Here is a 17,850-nt window from a genome sequence, read left to right on the forward strand (position 1 = left end):
ATCATGAAAATCGGGGCAGGCGAGTGTACACAGAGACATTCGCCATGACCAGCGCATGGCGGCAGCAGACTGCAATTTTATTGCGCGGCCGGGGACTCCGGTGCCGACCCGGGATATGCGGGAAGCAGGCTTGCCGGCACCGGTGCTCATGCCGCTACCTGTCATTGAATCATCACGGTGGCGCAACGCCATCGTCATCGGTTCCCGCTAGCCTGAGCCCCAATGCAAGGGAGGAACCCGCTATGTTATCCGTCGACACCCTGGCCGCCGAGTACCTGCCCAAGTGGCAGCATGTCCCCGGCTGCAAAGCCGTATTGCGCTATTTATTACACGAGCAGGCATTTATCGAATTTGCCGAACAGTACCCGCACCTGCGCGGCCTCGACTTTGTCGAGCAGGTGCTGGACTACTTCCGCTTTCAGGTGCAGTTGCGGGAGCAGGAGCTGGAGCATATCCCGGCCACCGGCCCCCTGGTGATCATCGCCAACCATCCGATCGGCTCCCTGGACGGCCTGGCGCTGCTCAGGCTGGTTTCCCGCCTCCGGCCGGACGTGAAGATCATGGCCAACCAGTTGCTGGCCAGGCTGCCGCCGCTGGCTTCCCTGCTGCTGCCGGTGGACAACATCAACGGCAAGACCGCCCGCGCCCAGCTCGGCGCCGTCAGCCACCACTTGTCCCTGGGCGGCGTGGTGATCGTGTTCCCCGCCGGCGAGGTCTCCCGCCTAGGGCCCAAGGGCATCCGCGATGGTCGCTGGCATTCGGGGTTCATCCGGCTGGCCACCAAGGCCAGGGCGGCCATCGTGCCCGTCCATATCCACGGCCGTAATTCCGCCCTCTTCTACCTGAGCTCCCTGGCCAGCCGCCCGCTGGGGGGGCTGCTGCTGGTGCGGGAAATGTTCCGCCAGCGGGACAAGCAGATTTCCCTGCGCATCGGCCAGCCCATCCCCTGGGAATCCTGCCGGCAGAGCGGGTTGCACGACAAGGGGCTCTGCCTGCTGTTCCGCCGTCATCTGTACCGGCTGGGCAAGGGCAAGTCCGGCCTGTTCGCCACCCAGGCGGCGATCGCACCGCCCGAACCCCGGCAGCAATTAAAGAAGGCGGTGGAACGATGCGAGTTGCTGGGCCAGACCCACGACGGCAAGCGCATCTACCTGACCCGGGCCAACCGGGCCGGCCATTGCGTGATACTGCGGGAAATCGGCCGCCTGCGGGAGCTGTCGTTCCGCGCCGTGGGGGAAGGCACCGGCAAGCGCCGGGATCTGGATCCTTTCGACGACGACTACTATCAGTTGATCCTGTGGGATCCCCAGGATCTGGAAATGATTGGCGCCTACCGCTTCATCCCCACCGCCGAACAACTGGTCCGGAAAGGGCCGGATGGCCTCTACAGCCATCACCTGTTCAACTACAGCGAGGCCATGCAGCCCTTCCTGGCCGAAGGCCTGGAGCTCGGCCGCAGCTTCATTCAGCCGGCCTACTGGGGCCGGCGCAGCCTGGACTACCTGTGGTTCGGCATCGGGGCCTTCCTCGCCCGCCACCCGCACTATCGCTACCTGTTCGGCCCGGTCTCATTGAGCGCCGCCCTGCCGGTGGCGGCCCGGGATCTGCTGGTGGCCTTCTACCGCCGTTATTTTCCCGCTGCCACGGCGCTGGCCCGTTCCCGTCGCCCACTGCCACCCACCTCGCCCACCCTGCTCGACACCTTCAGCGGCGAGGATTATCAGCAGGATCTGACGCGACTCAAACAGCTGCTGGACAATATGGGCGTGGCCATCCCCACCCTCTACAAGCAGTATTCGGAGCTGTGCGAGCCGGGCGGCGTGCAGTTTATCGATTTCGGCACCGATCCGGACTTTGCCGACTGCATCGACGGCCTGGTGATGGTGGATCTGCACCGGCTCAAGCCAAGCCGCTATCAGCGCTATATCGCGCCCCATTCAGCGGTCGACGTGGCCTAGATCCCGCTCCGGCGCTATCTTGTCCCGCAGCCGCCGCTTGATTTCCTTGGCTTCGGGAAAGCCCTCGTCCACCACCCGGCACCAGATGAGCTCGCCGTCCACGTAAATCTGGAACTGGCCCTTTTCCCCCGGGATCAGGGCCACCTCGCCCACCTCGTCGGCAAAGCTTGACAGTATTTCCTGCGCCAGCCAGGCCGAACGCAACATCCAGCGACACAGGGTGCAATAGCGAATTTCCACTCTGGGTTTCATGATGTCTCCTCCAAAAAGCGCCAGCATGCCCCAGGTCGTCGAGCGGGTAAAGTATCAACGGGCGCCGGCGGCGCCCGTTGATACTCAATACAGTGAATCCTGCGGCCAGACCAGCCAGAGGCTGAGCGCCCCCACCAGCAGGGTGGCGACCACCGCCGCCAGGGAGGCCGGCCAGGCTCCCCGACGGCGCAGGCCCTGTTCGACCAGAGGCGGCACCAGCGCCAGCAACACCAGCCACCAGTCCATGGGGATAAACTGCCAGCACAGGGTCAGCAACAGCACATAGGCACCGGCCATGGCGGCGTCGGCACTCCCCCTGGTCAGCCCCGCCAGCCACAGGAAGCCGGCCAGCACCGCCATGGCGCCCATGACCTGAGCCAGCAACAGGCTGCCGCCGAGGGCCACGACCAGGGCAAACATGCCCGCCCCCAGCACAACGCCCGGGCCCGCCCGCCCGGGCACGCCGCGCCACTCGCGCCAGCCCTGCCACAGCCAGAACGCCACCAGCCCCAGTATCGCCTCGGGATAACGGGGCAACAGCGTCCACAGCGCCAGCAGGAAGACCCCGCTGACCAGCCCCCAGTGGAGCAGCCGTCCCGCCTGGCCCGGTACCAGCGCCGCCAGGGCCGGCGCCCAGAACACGAAAGGCAGCCAGTGTATGCCCCGGCTCGGCCAGAAATACCAGCTGGATGCCCAGCCGATGGTGACCCATACCGCCAATCCTGCCACCCACCAGAATGCAGACGGGCGCCACCAACCGATGACGCCCGCTGCAATGGCCGGTAACAGGGTCTGAATCAGCAGATCCAAGCCCATATCACCCCCTCCGGTTACTGACGAATACCTTCGATGAACAGCTTGAGGGTGACCTCGTCGCCCACCCCGGGCAGACCGTAGGACATGCCGAAGTCACTGCGCTTGATTTGTGCCTGAGCATTGAAGCCGTTGCGGAAACCGCCCCAGGGATCGTCCCCTTCACCGATAAAGCCGACGTCGAAGGTGACCGGCCTGGTCACGCCGTGTACGGTCAGTTCGCCGCTGAGTTTGCCGCTTTCCTTGCTGCCTTCATAGCCGGTGCTCTCGAAGCTCAGGGTCGGATACTGACGGACATCGAAGAAATCGGGGCTGCGCAAGTGCTTGTCGCGCTCTTCATGGTTGGTGTCGACACTCTCGGCCTGAATGGTGAAACTCACCTCGGTGGCGGCGATGTCGTCGTCATCGACACTGTAGGTACCTTCAAATTCATTAAAGCGACCCATCAGGGTGCTGACTCCCAGGTGATTGATTTCAAACACGACGGTAGTGTGTGCCGGGTCCACCTTGAAATCGGCGGCCAGCGCGGTTCCGCTCAGCAATAAGGAGGACAGCAAGAGGGTGGCGGTGGTTTTCATGAAATTCTCCATTTTATTAGTCGGCGCGTTATCCACGCGTTTCTGTTCGTTTTCGATGGTAGAACGCCTTGAAAAAGAGAACAATCTCTTCTTAAATAAAACATTATTAACTATAGGTAAAAAATAATGGATCAGCTATCGGCTATCCGGGTCTTTTGTAAGGTAGTAGAGCTGCAAAGTTTTACCAAGGCCGCCCAGCAACTCGATCTCTCGGTGGCCATGGTGTCGAAGCAGGTCAATCTGCTGGAACAGCATCTCGATGCCCGGCTGCTGATGCGCACCACCCGCCGGGTCAGTGTCACCGAAGCCGGCCACCTCTATTACGAGAAATGCCATGCCATCCTGGCCGAGCTGGAGCTGGCCAACGCCCTGATCTCCGAACACAGTCGCCGGCCGAGCGGCAGGATCCGCATCTCGGTACCGATGGACTTCGGCACCCTCAAGGTGGCCCCGCTGCTGGCGGACTTCAACCGGCGCTATCCGGATATCCGGCTCGACCTGGAATACAGCGACCGGCTGGTGGCCCTGGTGGAGGAAAATTTCGATCTGGCGCTGCGTATCGGCACCCTGGCGGATTCGTCCCTGATCGCCCGTCCGCTGGCGCAGGTGACCATGGTCACCTGCGCCTCGCCCGGTTACCTGGCGCAACACGGCACCCCGACCCACCCGGATCACCTCGCCGAACACAGTTGCCTGCTCTATACCCTGAGCGAACCCCAATGGACCTACAGCCACGCCGGCCGCACCTATCACGTGCGACCCAAAGGCATCATGCGCGCCAACACCGGCCGGGCCCTGGCACTGGCCGCCAGCCAGGGCATGGGAGTGATCATGCAGCCTCATTTCATCGTCGACGACTACCTGGACAACGGCACCCTGGTGCCGTTGCTCGAGCGCTTCAAGCTGCCGGTGCTGACCCTCAACCTGGTCTATCCGCACCGGCACTTTTTACCCAGCAGAGTGAAATGCTTTGTGGATTACATGGAAAGCTGCTTCAGGCAGGCGGCGGGACACTCCCCCACCAATTAGCGAACCGCGCCGCTCAGGAATTCCTGGCGGGTAGCGGGACGGCTCTTGAAGATGCCGCCGAGCGAAGTGGTGGTGGTACTGCTGGTAGCGTCCATCACCCCCCGGGCCTTGACGCAGTAATGGGTCGCGGTGATGCTGACCGCCACGTCTTCCGATTCCAGCAGGGTCTGCAGCGCCACCAGCACCTGCTGGTTCAGCCGCTCCTGCACCTGGGGCCGGCGGGCAAAAAACTGTACGATACGGTTGATCTTGGACAGGCCGATGACTTTGCCCCGGGGGATGTAGGCCACGGTGGCGGTACCGTCTATGGTCACGAAATGGTGTTCGCAGGTGCTGGTGAGGGTGATGTCCCGCACCTGGACCATTTCATCCACCTTCATCTTGTTGTCGATCAGGGTTATCTTGGGGAAATGCGCATAATCCAGCCCCGAGAAAATCTCCCGGACATACATCTTGGCGATGCGCTCGGGGGTTTCGGCCAGGCTGTCGTCTTCCAGATCCAGCCCCAGCACATCCATCATTTCGGTCATCAGCCCGGCAATGCGCGTCTGTTTTTCATCCGGGGTCAGGTCATTGCTCCGCATGGGTGTTTCCAACCCGCGGGCTTCCAGGGCAGAACGGACCCGGATAGCAGCATCGCTCAAAGTGGTCATGGCAGTCTCCGTTGGAGCATTAGAACTGAACAGAATGGTAGTGCATTTGAGGCCCGCTGTGAATGGTGCATTATCATGCCAAGAAATATGACAAAAGTTGTTTGAGTCTGAAATAATAACCCTATGCCTTATATAACCAGGTAACCAAGATGGCCCTTACCGATTGCTGCAGCCAACCCGGCCTGCGCCCCTATCTCGACGCCAAGACCGAGATGCTCAACCGCCTCGACCCCGTCGTCGACACCAACATCATCCCGCTCGAGCAGGCCCTCAATACCATACTGGCCGATGCGGTGACCTCTCCCATCGACGTGCCCTCCTTCGCCAATTCGGCCATGGACGGCTACGCCCTGCGTGCGGAAGACGTGCAGGACGGCGTCGGTCTGCAGCTGGTCGGCACCAGCCTGGCCGGGCATCCCTTCGGCGGCAAGGTCAAGGCAGGGGAATGCGTGCGCATCATGACCGGGGCCGCCCTGCCTCTGGGGGCCGACACCGTGGTGATGCAGGAGAATTGCCATTCGGAGCACAATGTCGTCACTCCCCGCGGGCCGGTGACGGCCGGCCAGCATGTACGCCATCCGGCGGAAGACCTGGCCCAGGGCGAGCGGGTGTTCGAGGCCGGCGCCCGGGTCAATGCCCGGATGTTGTCGGTGCTCTCCTCCCTCGGGCTGGAGCAGCTCAGCGTCTACCGACCGCTGCGGGTGGCGCTGCTGTCCACCGGTGATGAACTCAGGGCCCCCGGCGAGCTGCTGGCCCCGGGGGACATCTACGACTCCAATCGCATCGGGGTGCAGGCGATGCTGGGCCGGCTCGGAATGGAAGTGCTCGATTACGGCATCATCCCCGACGATCCCGCCCTTATCCGCCAGGCCTTCCTGAAGGCTGCCATCGAGGCCGATGCCATCATTACCTCCGGCGGGGTGTCGGTGGGCGATGCGGACTACACCAAGCAGGTGCTGGAAGAGGTCGGTCACATCGGCTTCTGGAAGCTGGCCATCAAGCCGGGCAAGCCCTTCGCCTTCGGCCATGTCGGCGACTGCGCCTTCTTCGGCCTGCCCGGCAACCCGGTGTCCGCCGCCGTGACCTTCCACCTGCTGGTGCGCCCGGCCCTGGCCCGCCTCGCCGGCGAGCGGCTCGCGCCCACCCTGACCCTGCAGGCCCGAGCCCTGATGCCGTTCAAGAAGGCACCGGGGCGGATGGATTTCCAGCGCGCTTTCGCCAGGGTGTTGCCGGACGGCGGCCTGGGGGTGGTCTCGGCCGGTTCCCAGAGCTCGGCGGTGTTCAGCGCCATGGCCGAGGCCAACTGCCTGCTGCACCTGGAGCAGGACAGGGGCAATGTGGCCGAAGGCGAGACGGTCACCCTGGAGCTCATTGACGGGTTGTACTGGTAATGGCCGAACTCGGTGACCAGGAGTGGCTGCGCTACAACCGCCAGATAGTGCTGCGCCAGTTCGATATCGACGGCCAGGAGGCCCTGAAAAATGCCTCTGTGCTGATGATCGGCGCCGGCGGCCTGGGCTGTGCCGCCGGCCAGTACCTGGCGGTGGCCGGGGTCGGCCGCCTTACCCTGGTGGACCACGATGTGGTGGAGCTGTCCAACCTGCAGCGGCAGGTGCTGCACCAGGACGCGGATCTGGGCCGGCCCAAGGTGGACTCGGCCGCCGACAGTCTGCGCGCCGCCAACCCCTATCTTGAGGTGACTACCCATGCGGTTCGGGCCGACGAGGCGCTGCTGCGCTCACTTATCCCGCAACACCAGCTGGTACTGGACGGCACCGATAACCTGGAGACCCGCCAGCTGGTGAACCGGCTGTGTTTCGAGACCAAGGTGCCGCTGATATCGGCGGCGGTGATCCGCATGGAAGGCCAGCTCAGCGTCTTTACCTACGGCGAGGACGAGCCCTGCTACGCCTGTCTGAGCCGGCTGATGGGGGGCGCGGTGCTGAGCTGCGTGGAAGCCGGGGTGCTGGCGCCCATGGTAGGGGTGATGGGGGCGCTGCAAGCCCTGGAGGCGGTCAAGCTGCTGGCGGGCATGGGCCGTTCACCCCGCGGCAAGCTGCTGCTGGTCGACGGCTTGCAACTCGGTACCCGCGAACTGGCCCTGCCCAAGGCGCCGGATTGCCCGGTGTGCGGACAGTCGCCGTACCAGCCCTGACCGGCACGGCGTTCAACGCCCGGGGGCTACCACTTCTGGGCGGCTTGGGTATCGCTGTCTTTCGCCTCCACCCAACGCTCCTCGCCGCCGGCCGTGGTTTCCTTCTTCCAGAAGGGGGCCCGGGTCTTGAGGTAGTCCATGATGAAGTGGCAGGCTTCGAACGCCGCTTCCCGGTGGGCGCTCGCCACCCCGACGAACACGATTTGATCGCCGAGCTCGAGCCGGCCCACCCGGTGGATCACCCGGCAATCCAGCAGCGACCAGCGCCGGTGCGCCTCTTCCACTATCTGCGCCAGCGAGTGCTCGGTCATGCCAGGGTAATGTTCCAGCGTCATGCCGCTGACCGCCGCCCCCTGGTTCATCTCCCGTACCTTGCCGACGAAGGTCACCACGGCGCCGGTCTGGTGCGAGCGGCTGAGGGCGGCGTATTCGGCGCCCAGCTCGAAGTCTTCGGTCTGTACCCGGATCATCTCAGCCTCCCGTGACCGGCGGAAAGAAGGCGACCTCATCACCGGCCTGGATGGGGGTGTCCAGCGGCACTATGGTGTGGTTGACCGCCGCCAGCAGCCTGTCGTCGGACAGCGCCAGCGCCCACTTGTCACCGCGCCCGACCAGGGCCTGGCGCAGGGCCTCGACGTTGCCATAGTCCTCGGTCAGGCTGAGTTCATCCTCGCCCACCAGTTCGCGTACCTGCGCGAAAAATACCACCTTGATCATGACGCTTTAAAGTCTCCCGATTTACCGCCCCGCTTCTCCAGCAGGCGGACGCCTTCGATGCGCATGTCCTTCTGCACCGCCTTACACATATCATAGATGGTCAGGGCCGCCACCGAGGCGGCGGTGAGTGCTTCCATCTCCACCCCGGTCTGCCCCGCCAGCTTGCAGTAGCTCTCGATACGGACCCCGCCCCGCCCGGTGTCGGCATGCAAGTTGACTTCCACCTTGGACAGCGCCAGCGGATGGCAGAGGGGAATGAGATCGGCGGTTTTCTTCGCCGCCATGATGCCGGCGATACGAGCGGTGGCGAACACGTCCCCCTTGTGGTGTCGTCCGCCGAGGATCAGCTGCAGGGTGTCGGGTGCCATCAGCACCCAGGCCTCGGCCCGGGCCTCGCGCACCGTCACCGCCTTGGCACTCACGTCCACCATGTTGGCCTCGCCCGAGGCGTTGATATGGGTAAAGTCACTCATGAGGCTACACCAGGTGCTGCACGAAGTTGCAGGGCTTGTGGCGGGCGTCGAGCTGCTCGGCCAGGATACCGTTCCAACCGGTGCGGCAGGCGCCGGTGGAGCCGGGCATGCAGAACACGGCGGTGCGGTTAGCCAGGCCGCCGAGGGCCCGGCTTTGCACCGTGGAGGTGCCCAGCTCCTGGTAGGTGATATGGCGGAACAGCTCGCCGAAACCGTCGATCACCGTGTCCAGCAGCGGGCCCACCGCCTCGGGGGTGGTATCGCGGCCGGTGAAGCCGGTACCGCCGGTGATCAGCACCACCTGTACCTCTGCGCTGGCAATCCAGCGGGAGACCAGGGCGCGGATGTCATACTTGTCATCCTTGAGGATGACCTTCTCCACCAGATGATGACCTGCACCGGTCAGCGCCTCGGCCAGGAAGCGGCCCGAGCTGTCGGTGTCTTCGTTACGGGTATCGGAAACGGTCAGCACCGCGATGTTCAGGGGCACGAAGGCCGGGCTTGCATGACTCATGGTGTCCTCGCACTAATTTCACATAAAGATAATAATTGAACCATTTTCGCACAGCGTCACGGAAGGTCAATGTGCAAAACAACAAAGCCTGGGGCAATAATGCCACAGGCTTTGACGTCATTCATGAACGGATGCTCAGAAACCTTCGACACCACGCATATTGGGCAACTGATGGGCGATGCCCTTGTGGCAGTCGATGCAGGTCTTCTCGCCGCTGGCCAGGGAGGTGGAGTGGGCCCCGGCGGCACGGCTGCCCTGCACGCTGAAGTCCATGTAGTCGAAGTTGTGACAGTTGCGGCATTCGCGCGAATCGGTTTCCTTCATCCGCTGCCATTCCCGCTCCGCCATGTGGCGGCGATGGGCCTCGAACTTTTCCGGGGTATCGATGATGCCGGTGATCTTGCCCCATACCTCCTTCGATGCCGCTATCTTGCGCACTATCTTGTGGGTCCACTCATGGGGCACATGGCAGTCCGGGCAACTGGCCCGCACCCCGGAGCGGTTGGCGTAGTGGATGGTATCCCGGTACTCCTGATAGACGTTGTCCTGCATTTCATGGCAGCCGATACAGAACTGCTCGGTGTTGGTCACCTCCAGCGCGGTGTTGAAGCCACCCCAGAAGATGACGCCGCCGAAGAAACCGAATACCAACACTACCCCCACCGCCACCTTGCTCGGGGAACGAAAAACTCGCCACAGCCGCTTAAGCAGGCTTTTTTTCTCCGCCATAAAGGCTCCTTACCGCAGGGATTCAACGGGAGTGAAGGTGTTCTCGACCAGCGGCTTGGCGTCGGTCTGCGGCACATGGCACTGCAGGCAGAAATAACGCCGCGGGCTGATGTCGCCCAGGGTCATGCCGTCCCGGGTCTCGAAGTGGGTCGGGCTGACCCGGGGCGCATTGCGGGACGCCGCATTTCTCCAGCCGTGGCAGGCCAGGCAGCGGTTGACCTTGAGATCCACCTCGTAGCCCCGTATCTGATGGGGCACCAGCGGCGGCTGGTGGATGTACTGCCGATCCTGAATGCCCTGATCCTTGACCGGATCTTTGAGCCGCTCCGCATCCTTGTTGAGCTGCAGGGGAGTGTCCCCCTGCAGTGAGTGCAGCTTGCCGGTATGGGCGTCGAGATCTTCGATCTGGGCCTGCACCAGGCCCACCCAGGACGCCAGCAACAGGGTGGCGATTAGCTTCATCGTTTTTATCATCATGTTTCTCCGCCGTTATGCCTTCATCACCTTGACCGCGCATTTCTTGAAGTCGGTCTGTTTCGAGAGCGGACAGGTGGCGTCCAGGGTCAGCCGGTTGATCAGCTGGTTTTCATCGAACCAGGGCACGAACACCAGCCCCTTCGGCGGCCGGTTGCGGCCACGGGTTTCCACCCGGCTCCTCATCTCGCCCCGACGGGAGGCAATCACCACCTCGTCGCCCCGCCGCAGGCCCCGCTCCCGGGCGTCGTCCGGGTGCATGAACACCTGGGCATCGGGATACGCCTTGTGCAGCTCGGGCACCCGCCGGGTCATGGAGCCGGAGTGCCAGTGCTCGAGTACCCGGCCGGTGGACAACCAGAGGTTGTATTCCGCGTCCGGCACCTCGGGAGCCGGCTCGTAAGGCAGGGCGAAGATCACCGCCTTGTTGTCCTGATGGCCGTAGAACTGTACGCCACTCCCCTTCTCCACATAGGGGTCGTGCCCCTCGCGGTAGCGCCACCGGGTTTCCTGGCCGTCCACCACCGGCCAGCGCAGGCCGCGGGCCTGGTGGTACATGTCGTAGGGCGCCAGATCGTGGGCATGGCCCCGGCCGAATTCGGCGTACTCCTCGAACAGGCCCTTCTGCACGTAGAAACCGAAGTGATCCCGCTCGTCATTGAGCTCGTTCTTGCAGTCTTCCGAGGGGAACTGGTCCACCTGGCCGTTGCGATACAGCACCTCATACAGGGTCTTGCCGCGGTATTCCGGGATCTGGGCGATCAGCTCCTCGGACCAGACCTCTTCCACGGTGAAACGTTTTGAGAACTCCATCAACTGCCACAGATCCGACTTGGCCCCCTCGGGGGATTTCACCTGCTGGTACCACACCTGGGTGCGGCGCTCGGCATTGCCGTAGCCGCCCTCTTTCTCCACCCACATGGCAGCGGGCAGCACCAGATCCGCCGCCTGGGCGGTGACGGTGGGATAAGCATCGGATACCACGATGAAGTTGGCCGGGTTGCGGTAGCCGGGCAGCCCCTCTTCGTTGATGTTGGGGGCGGCCTGCATGTTGTTGTTGCACATCACCCAGTAGGCGTTGAGCTTGCCGTCTTTCAGCATGCGGTTTTGCACCACGGCGTGGTAGCCCACCTCCGGATTGATGGTGCCGGCAGGCAGCTTCCAGATCTTCTCGGCGCTCGCCCGGTGCTTGTCGTTGGTCACCACCATGTCCGCCGGCAGGCGGTGGGCGAAAGTGCCTACTTCCCGGGCGGTACCGCAGGCGGAGGGCTGACCGGTGAGCGAGAAAGGGCTGTTGCCCGGCTCGGAGATCTTGCCGGTCAGCAGGTGGATGTTGTAGACCATGTTGTTGGCCCAGGTGCCGCGGGTATGCTGGTTGAAGCCCATGGTCCAGAAGGACACCACCTTGATGTAGGGGTCGGCGTAGGCCTGGGCCAGCGCTTCCAGCTTGTCGGTGGGCACCCCGGAGAGTCTGGAGACGGTTTCCACGTCGTAGTCGGCGACGAAGTCGGCAAACGCTTCAAAGGTCATCGGGGTGGCGGCACCGGAGTCCGGATTTTCCGCCACCTGCTGCAGCGGATGGGTCGGGCGCAGGCCATAGCCGATGTCGGTTTCGCCCTTGACGAAGTTGACGTGCTTCTCGATAAATTCCTGGTTTACATAGCCGTTTTCGATGATGTAGTGGGCGATGTAGTTGAGGATGGCCAGATCGGTCTGGGGATGGAACACGATGCCGTTATCGGCCAGCTCGAAGCTGCGATGTTCGAAGGTCGACAGCACATGCACCTGTACATGGGGCGCACTCAGTCGGCGGTCGGTCAGCCGCGACCAGAGGATGGGGTGCATCTCCGCCATGTTGGAGCCCCACAGCACAAAGGCATCGGTGGCTTCGATGTCGTCATAGCAGCCCATGGGCTCGTCCATGCCGAAGGTGCGCATGAAGCCGGCCACCGCCGACGCCATGCAGTGGCGGGCGTTGGGATCCAGGTTGTTGGAGCGGAAACCGGCTTTCAACAGCTTGGAGGCGGCGTAGCCTTCCATGATGGTCCACTGGCCGGAGCCGAACATGCCCACACCGCTCGGGCCCCGCTCCTTGAGGGCGGCCTTCCACTTCTCGGCCATGATGTCGAACGCCTGATCCCAGCTGATCGGCGTGAAGTCCCCGTTCTTGTCGAATTTGCCGTCCTTCATGCGCAGCAGCGGCGTGGTCAGCCGGTCCTTGCCGTACATGATTTTCGACAGAAAATACCCCTTGATACAGTTCAGCCCCTTGTTAACCGGTGCCTCCGGATCCCCCTGGGTGGCCACCACCCGTCCGTCCTGGGAGCCCACCAGCACCGAGCAACCGGTACCGCAGAAGCGACAGGGCGCCTTGTCCCACTTGATGGCGGTTTGATCCCGGCTGGTGATCAGATTGGTGGCGCCGGCCGGTACGGCCAGACCCGCCGCGGCGGCGGCCGCGGCCACCGCATTGGCCTTCATAAAGGCTCGACGACTCAGCTTCATTGTTGCTCCTCACCTGCTTCCAGTTCAGCAAATTCATGATAAATAAGGGTGGTGGACAAGATACCCTCCAGCAGGGCTATCTCGTCGATACGGCGGACCACCGCAACCTGGGTAGGGCCCTCGATCGCCACCACTATTTTCCCCAGCTCTCCCTTTACCGGCACCTCTACGCCGTCCATGGCACCGATGGCCTGCAATACCGCAGGCAGCTGGGCCGGGCGGCAGTACACCACCAGGCTGGCGACATGCCATTCGTTTGCGTTGCTCATGTGCTCTCCTGAGTCAGTATCTTGATGGCCGTCGCCGGGCAGCCGGCCACGCAGGCACCACAGCCGTTGCAGCGCTCGCGGTCCAGCTCCGGACGGGAAATGGCGCCCAGCTGTGGCTTGAAGCAGATGGCCCGGGGCTCGCAACTGTCTTCACAACTGCGGCAATGCACGCCGTGGTACGCCAGGCAGCTCGCCCCAATCTGAGCGAACTGCCGCCAAGGCCGTTCGGTGGTGGCGGAAAAAATATCCTGCCCGCAGGTCTCGGCACAGCGGCCGCAGAAGGTGCACTCTCCCCGGCCGAAGTCCAGCACAGGAAAGCCGCCGTCGCCCTGGACGATAATCCGCTCGGGGCAGGCCGCCAGGCAGTCGCCACAGCGGGTGCAGCCGTCGGTAAAGCGCAGCCAGTCCTTCGCCCAGGGCAAGGTGTTCTCCGGCCTGGCCGGGGCCAGGCCGCCCTTGAGCCAGCGCCGTCGTGACAAGTCCGGTTCGGATGTCATGGATCCCCGCTCTGTCGTTGATTTTTTGTGTAGCATAGACGTTAAAATGCGGATGAACCCGGGTTTATCCCTTAATGGTTACATGGTATTGGTCGAGACACAGAGGGAGGAATACCACCTAGTGGGTATAAAGGAGGGAGTATTGATCCAGATCAAGCAGACGGGAAGGATGGCAGGAAAAACCTCGCTTTCCTGCCGGAGAACAGTACCTAAAAAAGGGGTCAGCCGCCGATGGAGGCCAGATGGGGGGTCATGCCGGTGTTGCCCTGGTGCAGGAAGTGGGTGGCCTTCTTGTCCGCCAGTGCTTCCCGCAAACGCAACTGCAGCGCCGCCTGCTGACCGTCTTCGGCCAGCAGGTTCCGCAGATCGACCCCGTATTCGCCGAACAGGCACAGGTGCAGCTTGCCGAGCGAAGAGACTCGCAGCCGGTTGCAGCTGGCGCAGAAGTCCCTGGCATAGGGCATGATCAGGCCGATTTCGCCGACATAGTCCGGATGCCAGAACACCTCGGCCGGGCCATCGTTGTGGGCCCGCACCTTCTGCTGCCAGCCCGATTGCAGCAACTGCTCCTTGATGAGGGCGCCGCGCACATGGTGGCGTTCGAACAGCTGATCCATCTCGCCGGTCTGCATCAGCTCGATAAAGCGCAACTGGATGGGATTATCCCTGATCCAGGCCAGGAAACGACCCAGTTCGCCGTCGTTGAGGCCTCGCATCAGTACCGTGTTGACCTTGACCTGCTCGAAACCGGCGACGAAGGCGGCGTCGATGCCGGCCATCACTTCCTGGAAACGGTTTTCCCCGGTGATCTGGTGGAACATGCGCGAGTCCAGGCTGTCGACGCTGACATTGATGGCGGACAGCCCGGCACGGCGCCAGTCGGCCACCTGTTTGGCCATGCGATAGCCGTTGGTGGTCATGGCCACCTTGCGGATCCCCGGGGTGGCGGCCACGGTTTCGATGATGGCAGTAAAGTCCTTGCGCAGGGAGGGCTCGCCCCCGGTGATGCGCACCTTGTTGGTGCCCATGGCGGCAAAGGCCCGGGTCAGGCGACGGATCTCATCCAGGGTCAGAAAGGACTTGCGGCCATCGGGCTTGTAGCCGTCGGGCAGGCAGTACTGGCATTTGAAGTTGCAGACGTCGGTGACCGACAGCCGCAAATAATGGAACTTGCGCGCGAACGCATCCTGTAATTCAAACATAAACACCTTTCCAATACGGGAGGCAGGAACATTTCTCTTCCTACCCTTACAGCCCTTGGCTGAACGGTCTGGCCACCCTATTGCTCGATGAGCAACGTAGGCGAACCCGACTCGGAGTTTGTGAAGTTCATCCTGTTTTCTGGTTACACCTTAGGTAAAAACATAGCTTCAGATCAAGAAAAATCTGCGCAAGCACATAAATTGCCTTCTTAATACAACTATTGTCGTGCCATTTCGCTTTGCATATGCTGATGATCGATTACCATACCCTTCTTTCCACTCACAGAAGTAACCATGCCCATGAAAGACGCTCACGCCGCGACCCTTTTGCTGGTTGATGACCATCCCCTGATGCGCAAGGGGATCAAAACCTGGATTACCGCCGCCGGTCCCTTCAATGTGGTGGCCGAAGCCGACAGTGGGGCCGAAGCACTGCGCCAGGCCGCCCAGATCAACCCCGATCTGATCCTGCTGGATCTCAACCTGGGGGAAGAGCAGGGCTCGGACGTGCTACTGGCGCTGCGCCAGCAGGGTTATCAGGGCAAGGTAGTGATCCTCACCGTGTCCGACAGCCAGGACGATGCCCAGCGACTGCTCGATCTCGGCGCCGACGGTTACCTGTTGAAAGACATCGAGCCGGAATCGCTGATCCCCGCCCTGAAGGAGGCCCTGCAGGGAGAAAAACCGGTCAGCGACAAGCTGCAGGGCGGAACCCGTCATGCCGCCGCCGGGCACCTGGCGGGCCTCACCTACCGGGAGCGGCAGATCCTCGCCTTGCTGGCGGAAGGCTCCAGCAACAAGCAGATAGCCGACAACCTCAATATCGCCGAAGGCACCGTCAAGGTGCATATGAAGGCGCTGATGCGCAAGCTGGATGTACAGTCCCGGCTGGAGGCGGCGTTGATTTACCTGAACGGCAGGGAGCCACAAAAATAGTAATTTGCAAAAAATATCATTATCGATTTGCAAATAATCGCATTATGCGATGGCTTTTTTTCGCCAAAATCATCGACGTCTCAACGCTGGCGGGGGTTTAAAAAGTTGGCACGATAATTTCATATATAATAACAGTCGTTTTTATCCCGTGCTCTCTTCAGCTCCCGCTGAAGTTCGGTCAACCCAGTGGGTTGACCATTTTTTTTGCCTGAAAAACGAGAGCGGCAACCGGCTTTACCCGCCGGGCACTGCATCAGCGCTGCAGCCGTTCCGCCATCTCGTCGAGGGTAGCGGCCAGGGCCTGCTGCCAGACCACCATCATGCTGGCGATGCGGTCGGTGTCGAGCTCGCGGCAGGCCCGCTCGAGCTTCTCGCTCAGAAACTGGCAGCGCAGGGCGCCATAACTGCCACAAGCCGACTTCAGACTATGGCAGTAACGGGCCATCAACGCATAATCCTCGTCCGCGAATGCCTGGCGCAAGGCACTGCCCTGTTGCTGTCCATCCTCTACAAACAGCGCCAACAGCCGGGCCTGCACCTCGGCGCCCAGCTCCTGCTCCAGGCGCATCAGCCGGCTTTGGTCGAGCAGCGGCAGCCGCGCCTGCAGTTGTTGCCAGTCAGACATGCTCTTTCCCCCAGCTTTGCAGCTTGCGATAAATGGTGGAAGGGCTGACCTCCAGCAAGGCCGCCGCCCGCGATACGTTGCCCTGACAGTGGCCGATGGCACGCTCTATCGCCTGCCGCTCCAGTGCCGCCAACGGTATGATCGGGGCCGGAGAAACATCGGCAACGGGATGTGACGGCGCCGCCTGCGAGAGCGGTTTATCGAGCGGCGCCGGCAGCATCTCCGCTTCTATCCATTCCCCCTGGTGCAAGACCACCGCATTGCGGATCACGTTTTGCAACTGGCGCACGTTACCCGGCCAGTGGTAGCCCTGCAGCCGGTCCTTGGCCGCCTCGGACAGGCCGACAAAGGCCTTGCCCTCTTCCCGGGAAGCCTGGCGCACCAGGGCGGTGGCGATGCTGATCACGTCCGCGCCCCGCTCACGCAGGGGCGGCAAATGCACCGGGATCACGTGCAGGCGATAGTAGAGATCCTCGCGAAAACGCCCCTGCTCCACCTCCACCAGCGGGTCCCGATTGGTGGCGCAGACGATGCGTACGTCCACCTTGATCTGCCGGGAGCTGCCAACCGGCTGGATATAACCGGTTTGCAGGAAGCGCAGCAGCTTGCTCTGCAGTTCCAGATCCATCTCGCAGATTTCGTCCATGAACAAGGTGCCGCCGTCGGCCCGGATGACGGCCCCGTCCCTGTCCTGCAGGGCACCGGTGAAGGCACCCTTGATGTGGCCGAACAGTTCGCTCTCCATCAGATCCTTGGGGATGGCGGCACAGTTGAGGGCGATGAAGGGCCCGTCGGTACGGCCGCTGAGCTGGTGGATGGCTTCGGCACAGACCTCCTTGCCGGTGCCGCTCTCACCGGTGATAAAGACGGTGGCGCTGCTGGGCGCGGCGTTTTCAATCAGCCGGTAGACCTTCTGCATCGGCAGGCTCTCGCCGATGAACCCCTGAAAACGCTCCCGCTCCATCTCGTGTCGATACATATCGACCAGTTGATTGAGGCGGCGAAACTTCATGGTGTTGTGCAGGGTAACCTTCAGCCGCTCCGCTTCCACCGGCTTGTTGATGAAGTCGTGGGCGCCCAGGCGCATGGCGTCGACCGCCACGTCGACCGAGCCGTGCGCCGTCATCACGATGGTGGTCACGTCCCGATGCTCCCGGTGCAGCCATTGCAGGATTTCCATGCCGGGCATGTCCGGTAGGATCAGATCGAGCAACAGGATGTCCGGTGGCTGCTGCCGGATTTGTTCCAGAGCCTGCCGACCGTTGTTGACAATCGTCAACGACAGCGGCTCGTCCTGCAGGTAGGCCTGATACAGTGCCGCCAGGGAAGGCGTATCCTCCACCATCAAGACATTCAGTCTTTCCTCAACCATCTCGTTTCTCTCACCGTTATACCGTCCGGATGTCTTTTGGCGCTGCCCATGAAAAAATACTTGCAGCGAATTAACTTCATGTTAACATGAACCCAACAT

The 17,850-nt window shown here is 62.4% G+C and carries 21 protein-coding genes and 1 riboswitch; of the genes, 5 read left to right on the top strand and 16 right to left on the bottom strand.

What is annotated here, in order from left to right:
- Positions 1 to 242: 242 nt before the first annotated feature.
- Complete coding sequence (gene olsF, locus C7H85_RS04680; protein ID WP_106728499.1) at positions 243 to 1,958, top strand: bifunctional ornithine lipid synthase OlsF; 1,716 nt, start codon at positions 243 to 245, stop codon at positions 1,956 to 1,958.
- Here the strand turns inward: olsF and C7H85_RS04685 are convergent.
- The 3 genes from C7H85_RS04685 to C7H85_RS04695 all read right to left on the bottom strand — a co-directional run bounded on the left by C7H85_RS04685 (position 1,938) and on the right by C7H85_RS04695 (position 3,601).
- Positions 1,938 to 2,210 carry an Rdx family protein gene (locus C7H85_RS04685; protein ID WP_106728500.1) on the bottom strand — a complete coding sequence of 91 codons (273 nt, stop codon included), beginning with the start codon at positions 2,208 to 2,210 and terminating at the stop codon, positions 1,938 to 1,940. The genes olsF and C7H85_RS04685 overlap by 21 nt on opposite strands.
- A gap of 84 nt (positions 2,211 to 2,294) precedes the next feature.
- A complete protein-coding gene (locus C7H85_RS04690) occupies positions 2,295 to 3,026 on the bottom strand; it encodes a hypothetical protein (protein WP_106728501.1) in 732 nt (243 codons plus the stop codon).
- A gap of 14 nt (positions 3,027 to 3,040) precedes the next feature.
- Positions 3,041 to 3,601: a YceI family protein gene (locus C7H85_RS04695; RefSeq protein ID WP_106728502.1), complete on the bottom strand. Its 561-nt coding sequence runs from the start codon at positions 3,599 to 3,601 to the stop codon at positions 3,041 to 3,043.
- A 126-nt stretch (positions 3,602 to 3,727) separates the two neighbouring features.
- Between C7H85_RS04695 and C7H85_RS04700 the strand changes: the two genes are divergently transcribed.
- Positions 3,728 to 4,630 carry a LysR family transcriptional regulator gene (locus C7H85_RS04700; protein WP_106728503.1) on the top strand — a complete coding sequence of 301 codons (903 nt, stop codon included), beginning with the start codon at positions 3,728 to 3,730 and terminating at the stop codon, positions 4,628 to 4,630.
- Here the strand turns inward: C7H85_RS04700 and folE are convergent.
- Entirely contained in the window at positions 4,627 to 5,283 is a 657-nt protein-coding gene (gene folE / locus C7H85_RS04705; RefSeq protein WP_106728504.1) for a GTP cyclohydrolase I FolE, read from the bottom strand. The genes C7H85_RS04700 and folE overlap by 4 nt on opposite strands.
- A 149-nt stretch (positions 5,284 to 5,432) precedes the next feature.
- On the opposite strand from folE, the gene moeA reads away from it, so the two are divergent.
- Positions 5,433 to 6,674, top strand: a complete 1,242-nt coding sequence (gene moeA / locus C7H85_RS04710) for a molybdopterin molybdotransferase MoeA (RefSeq protein ID WP_210433557.1) — start codon at positions 5,433 to 5,435, stop codon at positions 6,672 to 6,674.
- Positions 6,674 to 7,438, top strand: coding sequence for a molybdopterin-synthase adenylyltransferase MoeB (gene moeB / locus C7H85_RS04715; RefSeq protein ID WP_106728505.1), 765 nt, complete (start codon positions 6,674 to 6,676; stop codon positions 7,436 to 7,438). Before moeA ends, moeB begins: the two co-directional genes overlap by 1 nt.
- 26 nt (positions 7,439 to 7,464) lie before the next feature.
- Here the strand turns inward: moeB and moaE are convergent, their stop codons facing one another.
- The 10 genes from moaE to moaA all read right to left on the bottom strand — a co-directional run bounded on the left by moaE (position 7,465) and on the right by moaA (position 14,818).
- Positions 7,465 to 7,908, bottom strand: a complete 444-nt coding sequence (gene moaE / locus C7H85_RS04720) for a molybdopterin synthase catalytic subunit MoaE (RefSeq protein WP_106728506.1) — start codon at positions 7,906 to 7,908, stop codon at positions 7,465 to 7,467.
- A 1-nt stretch (position 7,909) separates the two neighbouring features.
- Positions 7,910 to 8,155 carry a molybdopterin synthase sulfur carrier subunit gene (moaD, locus tag C7H85_RS04725; protein ID WP_106728507.1) on the bottom strand — a complete coding sequence of 82 codons (246 nt, stop codon included), beginning with the start codon at positions 8,153 to 8,155 and terminating at the stop codon, positions 7,910 to 7,912.
- Positions 8,152 to 8,628, bottom strand: coding sequence for a cyclic pyranopterin monophosphate synthase MoaC (moaC, locus tag C7H85_RS04730; protein ID WP_106728508.1), 477 nt, complete (start codon positions 8,626 to 8,628; stop codon positions 8,152 to 8,154). Before moaC ends, moaD begins: the two co-directional genes overlap by 4 nt.
- A gap of 4 nt (positions 8,629 to 8,632) precedes the next feature.
- Positions 8,633 to 9,142, bottom strand: coding sequence for a molybdenum cofactor biosynthesis protein B (moaB, locus tag C7H85_RS04735; RefSeq protein ID WP_106728509.1), 510 nt, complete (start codon positions 9,140 to 9,142; stop codon positions 8,633 to 8,635).
- A 135-nt stretch (positions 9,143 to 9,277) separates the two neighbouring features.
- A complete protein-coding gene (locus C7H85_RS04740) occupies positions 9,278 to 9,871 on the bottom strand; it encodes a cytochrome c3 family protein (RefSeq protein WP_106728510.1) in 594 nt (197 codons plus the stop codon).
- Positions 9,872 to 9,880: 9 nt separating this feature from the next.
- Positions 9,881 to 10,333, bottom strand: coding sequence for a nitrate reductase cytochrome c-type subunit (locus C7H85_RS04745; protein ID WP_106728511.1), 453 nt, complete (start codon positions 10,331 to 10,333; stop codon positions 9,881 to 9,883).
- A 27-nt stretch (positions 10,334 to 10,360) separates the two neighbouring features.
- On the bottom strand, positions 10,361 to 12,850 hold the full coding sequence (gene napA, locus C7H85_RS04750; protein WP_106728512.1) for a nitrate reductase catalytic subunit NapA: 2,490 nt from the start codon (positions 12,848 to 12,850) through the stop codon (positions 10,361 to 10,363).
- Complete coding sequence (locus C7H85_RS04755) at positions 12,847 to 13,119, bottom strand: chaperone NapD (RefSeq protein WP_106728513.1); 273 nt, start codon at positions 13,117 to 13,119, stop codon at positions 12,847 to 12,849. The genes napA and C7H85_RS04755 overlap by 4 nt, the downstream gene beginning before the upstream one ends.
- Positions 13,116 to 13,616 (bottom strand): ferredoxin-type protein NapF, encoded by a 501-nt coding sequence (napF, locus tag C7H85_RS04760; protein ID WP_106728514.1) that lies wholly within the window; start codon positions 13,614 to 13,616, stop codon positions 13,116 to 13,118. Before napF ends, C7H85_RS04755 begins: the two co-directional genes overlap by 4 nt.
- A gap of 221 nt (positions 13,617 to 13,837) precedes the next feature.
- On the bottom strand, positions 13,838 to 14,818 hold the full coding sequence (moaA, locus tag C7H85_RS04765; RefSeq protein WP_106728515.1) for a GTP 3',8-cyclase MoaA: 981 nt from the start codon (positions 14,816 to 14,818) through the stop codon (positions 13,838 to 13,840).
- Positions 14,806 to 14,947, bottom strand: a riboswitch (molybdenum cofactor riboswitch). It overlaps the preceding gene by 13 nt.
- A gap of 165 nt (positions 14,948 to 15,112) precedes the next feature.
- Here moaA and C7H85_RS04770 point away from each other — a divergent pair.
- Positions 15,113 to 15,754, top strand: a complete 642-nt coding sequence (locus C7H85_RS04770) for a response regulator (protein WP_245879562.1) — start codon at positions 15,113 to 15,115, stop codon at positions 15,752 to 15,754.
- Positions 15,755 to 16,007: 253 nt separating this feature from the next.
- Here the strand turns inward: C7H85_RS04770 and C7H85_RS04775 are convergent, their stop codons facing one another.
- Entirely contained in the window at positions 16,008 to 16,379 is a 372-nt protein-coding gene (locus C7H85_RS04775; protein WP_106728516.1) for an Hpt domain-containing protein, read from the bottom strand.
- Positions 16,372 to 17,751: a sigma-54-dependent transcriptional regulator gene (locus C7H85_RS04780; protein ID WP_106728517.1), complete on the bottom strand. Its 1,380-nt coding sequence runs from the start codon at positions 17,749 to 17,751 to the stop codon at positions 16,372 to 16,374. The genes C7H85_RS04775 and C7H85_RS04780 overlap by 8 nt, the downstream gene beginning before the upstream one ends.
- Positions 17,752 to 17,850: the final 99 nt, after the last annotated feature.

The organism is Zobellella endophytica (assembly GCF_003012775.1).
Taxonomy (GTDB): Bacteria; Pseudomonadota; Gammaproteobacteria; order Enterobacterales; family Aeromonadaceae; genus Oceanimonas; species Oceanimonas endophytica.